Below are 3938 nucleotides of genomic sequence, written 5' to 3'. Positions count from 1 at the left end.
CCGCCGTATCGCCGTTCAGCAGCTTGAGGCGGGCGAAACTGGCGAGAGTCGGCGCGTGCTTCGGATCGACGGCCAGCGCGGACTGGAAGGCCTGCTCCGCCCCGGCCCTGTTGTCGCCGGTCAGCAGCGCGAGGCCCTTGAGGCGCAGGCCGGCGGCGGACTTGTCATCGCCCAGCGCCGTCAAGGCTTCCTGCGTCTGCCCGCGCAGCAAGGCGGCTTCGGCGAGGAGGCGGCCCAAATCGGCGGGCTTGCTGGCGAGGGCGGCGAGCTTTTCGAGGCTGGCCCCGGCCGCGATGCCGTCGCCCATAGCGAGCGCGTTGCGGGCGTGGAGTTCGAGCAGGCCTGCGTCGTTCGGATTGGCGGCCATCGCGATCCCGAGATCGGTCTGCGCCGCGAGATAGTTGTGCGCGGCAAATTCGGCGCGGGCCTTGGCGGCGGCGGCCTTGGGATCGGCGCCGCAGCCGCCGACCATCAGGGCCATCGCCAGGGCCGAGAGCGCGAGGGCGGACGGGAATTTGCGGTTCATCGGATCGGTTCCTTCGGCGCCCGCACCGGGGGCATTACATTCGGAACGGACCTAACCGGCAATCCTTGAAGTTTTGGTGAAGAGGACGTGAATTCAGCCGACCCAGCCGGCGATGGCGCCTGCCTCGATCCCCTTGCCCAAGGTGAAGCTGGAACCGATCGCCGCGACAACGGCAGTGCGCCGGTCTAGGCCCAGCAATTCGCGCAGGCGGACGGTTGCCTCGATCCCGGTGCAGTGCGCGGCGAGCAGATAGGAGAGGCCCTTGAGCCGCGCGGCGGTTTCCACCAGCACGGCATCGCGGGCGGCGAACAAGTGGATGCCGCCGATCACCGCAACCAGCCGCGCGTCACCGGTGATCGCCTTGGCATGCTCGGCGATGTTCATGATCCCGGCATGGCCGCAGCCGGTGACGATGACCACGCCCTGCGCGGTATCGATGACCAGTGAAGTATCCTCGCGCAGTGTATCGGGAAAGAGTTGGCCGCCTGTCTTGATGAAGAGGCCGGGGTTCCAGTTCGTCTCGGCATGGCCGCGCGGCACTGGCCCGGTGAGCCACACGCCGGAGGCGATCTCGGCCGGACCGGACAGCTGCTGGATGCGGCCGCCGGTATCGAGATAGGCCTTGGCGAGCGCCGGGAAGCCGTTCTCGCTCTCGCCCTTCCCATCCTTGTGATAGCGCGGCTCGAAGATGCCCTCCCCCACATAGAGGTGCGAGAGCGCACCGGGATTCTTTTGCATCAGGGCCTTGCGCAAGGTGATCAGCCCGCCGGTGTGGTCATCGTGGAAATGCGAGATCACCACATCCTCGACGGTGGAAAGATCGATGTGCAGTGCCTCGGTATTCTTGAGGACAACATCGGGATTCGCGCCGGTATCGAACAGGACGCGTCGGCCATCGACCTCGACAAGCGCAGCATAGCCCCATTCGCCGAGGCCCTCGTAATCGGCCAGCATGGTGGAAAGCGTGGTGACCTTGACTGCTTGCGCCTGATGGCCGGCGCCCGATGCAGCGCGTGCCGCAGTGCCGGTCAATGCCGCAAGGAGCAGCAGCGTCCATGCCATCCAGTGCTTCATATCGCCCGCGCCCCCTTGACCTTGCCGCTTGGGGATACCATCGCGCGCTTCACGGCATCGGGCAAGCCATTCGCCCGCTGCGATGGACAAGGATCGAACGATGGGTTTTCGCTGCGGGATTGTCGGGCTGCCGAACGTGGGCAAGTCGACGCTGTTCAACGCGCTGACCGAGACACAGGCGGCGCAGGCGGCGAACTATCCGTTCTGCACGATCGAGCCGAACATCGGCAACGTGGGCGTGCCCGATCCGCGGCTGGACAAGCTGGCGGCCATCGCGGGGAGCCAGAAGATCATCCCGACGCAGCTGGGCTTTGTCGATATCGCCGGGCTGGTGCGCGGGGCCTCGAAGGGCGAAGGTCTCGGCAACCAGTTCCTCGGCAATATCCGCGAGGTGGACGCGATTGTTCACGTGCTGCGCTGCTTCAAGAACGCGGACATCCAGCATGTCGACAACAAGGTCGATCCGATCTCGGACGCGGAGACGGTCGAGACGGAGCTGATGCTTTCGGACCTCGAAAGCCTCGAGAAGCGGGTGCCCGCCGCGCAGAAGAAGGCGGCGCAGGGCGACAAGGAAGCCAGGATCACCGCTTCGGTGCTGGGGCAGGCGCTGGAACTGCTGCGGCAGGGCAAGCCCGCGCGGCTGACGGTGCCCAAGGACGACGAGGAAGCGCGCGTGTTTGCACAGGCGCAGCTGATTACCGCCAAGCCGGTGCTCTATGTGTGCAACGTGGAGGAAGAGGCGGCGGCGACCGGCAACGATTTCTCGGCGCGCGTGATCGAGAAGGCCAGGGCCGAGGGTGCCAATGCGGTGATCGTCTCCGCCGCGATCGAGGCCGATATCGTGACGATGCCGGTCGAGGACCGCGCCGAGTTCCTGAGCGCGCTGGGGCTGGAGGAAGCGGGGCTCGCGAAGATCATCCGCGCCGGGTACGACCTGCTGCACCTCCTGACGTTCTTCACCGTCGGGCCAAAGGAAGCGCGGGCGTGGACGATCCACGCCGGGGCCAAGGCGCCCGAAGCGGCGGGCGAGATCCATTCGGACATGCAGCGCGGCTTCATCCGCGCCGAGACGATTGCCTACGAGGACTTCGTCACGCTGGGCGGCGAAGCGGCGGCGCGCGATGCGGGCAAGCTGCGGCAGGAAGGCAAGGAATACGTGGTGCGCGACGGCGACGTGATGCACTTCAAGTTCAACGTGTAAGGTACTGGGCAGATGCAGTATTACGAGGATCTGGAAGTCGGCCGGGTGACGAAGTACGGGCACTATGAGGTCACGCGCGAGGAAGTGATGGACTTCGCGCGCAAGTACGACCCGCAGGCCTTCCACCTCGACGACGAGGCTGCGGCGAAGACGCATTTCGGGCGGCTTTCGGCCAGCGGCTGGCACACGGCGGCGATGACGATGTCGATGACCGTGGCCAACATGCTGAACAACAAGCAGGCGGGGCTCGGCTCGCCGGGGGTGGATGAACTGCGCTGGATCAAGCCGGTCTATCCCGGCGACACGCTGCGCTGCGAGAACACGCTGCTGGAAAAGCGCCGCAGCAAGTCGAAGCCGGAAATGGGCATCATCAAGGGCGAGACCAAGGTCTACAACCAGCATGACGAGCTGGTGATGAGCTTCAAGGCGCTGGGGCTGGTGGCGACGCGCGATCCCGGCGGCGCGGACTGAATGGAGATCCGGCCCTATCAGCCGGCGGATTTTGGCGCGCTGGATGACCTCTGGCGCGAGGCTTTCCCGAACGATCCGCCGCGCAACCGGGCCGAGCGGTCGATTCCGGCCAAGCTGGCGATGAACGACGACTTGCTGTTTGTCGCGGTGGAGGACGGCGTGGTGATCGGCTCGATCATGGCCGGGTATGACGGGCACCGGGGGTGGCTCTATTCGGTGGCGGTGCGCCAGTCGGCCAAGCGGCGCGGCGTGGGCACGGCGCTGGTGCAGAGGGCGGAAGCGGCGCTGCGGGCGCTGGGGTGCCCCAAGATCAACCTGCAGGTGCGCAGCACGAATGCGGCGGTGATCGCGTTCTACCGAGGACTGGGCTTCGCGGTGGAAGACCATATCAGCATGGGGCGGCTGCTGTAGGCGGGTTAGGGCCCGTCGGATTCGACGGCGAGTGAAATACCTCAGTAGTTCGTCATTGCGAGCGCAGCGAAGCAATCCAGAGCGTCATGTGCGCCCGCCCTGGATTGCTTCGCTACGCTCGCAATGACGAGGACTGGGATAGGACTCTGCGGCCTGTTGGATTTGCGGGCGCGGCGCTTCGGGCGATGGGCATTGGGGAGTGATCGCGCGACCGGTGCGGCGCCTGCACTGGCGCTGCGGGGAGGGCGTCGTGTT

Annotated in this window: 4 protein-coding genes and 1 pseudogene; 3 read left to right on the top strand and 2 right to left on the bottom strand. The window is 66.2% G+C overall.

Annotated elements, in window-relative coordinates:
* Positions 1–526, bottom strand: a pseudogene (locus IP83_RS16070) (hypothetical protein); the annotation flags it as partial.
* 93 nt (positions 527–619) lie between these two features.
* Positions 620–1600, bottom strand: a complete 981-nt coding sequence (locus tag IP83_RS16065) for an MBL fold metallo-hydrolase (protein WP_054123244.1) — start codon at positions 1598–1600, stop codon at positions 620–622.
* 100 nt (positions 1601–1700) lie between these two features.
* Here IP83_RS16065 and ychF point away from each other — a divergent pair, with 100 nt between their 5' ends.
* The 3 genes from ychF to IP83_RS16050 are packed head-to-tail and all read left to right on the top strand — an operon-like array spanning position 1701 to position 3683.
* Positions 1701–2801, top strand: coding sequence for a redox-regulated ATPase YchF (gene ychF, locus IP83_RS16060; RefSeq protein ID WP_054123245.1), 1101 nt, complete (start codon positions 1701–1703; stop codon positions 2799–2801).
* 12 nt (positions 2802–2813) lie between these two features.
* Complete coding sequence (locus IP83_RS16055; protein WP_054123243.1) at positions 2814–3272, top strand: MaoC family dehydratase; 459 nt, start codon at positions 2814–2816, stop codon at positions 3270–3272.
* Positions 3273–3683 (top strand): GNAT family acetyltransferase, encoded by a 411-nt coding sequence (locus IP83_RS16050; RefSeq protein WP_054123242.1) that lies wholly within the window; start codon positions 3273–3275, stop codon positions 3681–3683. It begins immediately after the preceding gene.
* Positions 3684–3938 lie beyond the last annotated feature (255 nt).

Origin of the sequence: Novosphingobium sp. AAP93, assembly GCF_001296055.1 — a bacterium.
Classification (GTDB): domain Bacteria; phylum Pseudomonadota; class Alphaproteobacteria; order Sphingomonadales; family Sphingomonadaceae; genus Novosphingobium.
This window is presented reverse-complemented; position numbering and strand designations above follow the sequence as displayed.

Bases quoted from the DNA above. Each gene is read 5' to 3' on its own strand.
- IP83_RS16065 (WP_054123244.1), bottom strand. From the start codon at position 1,600: ATGAAGCACTGGATGGCATGGACGCTGCTGCTCCTTGCGGCATTGACC.
- ychF (WP_054123245.1), top strand. From the start codon at position 1,701: ATGGGTTTTCGCTGCGGGATTGTCGGGCTGCCGAACGTGGGCAAGTCG.
- IP83_RS16055 (WP_054123243.1), top strand. From the start codon at position 2,814: ATGCAGTATTACGAGGATCTGGAAGTCGGCCGGGTGACGAAGTACGGG.
- IP83_RS16050 (WP_054123242.1), top strand. From the start codon at position 3,273: ATGGAGATCCGGCCCTATCAGCCGGCGGATTTTGGCGCGCTGGATGAC.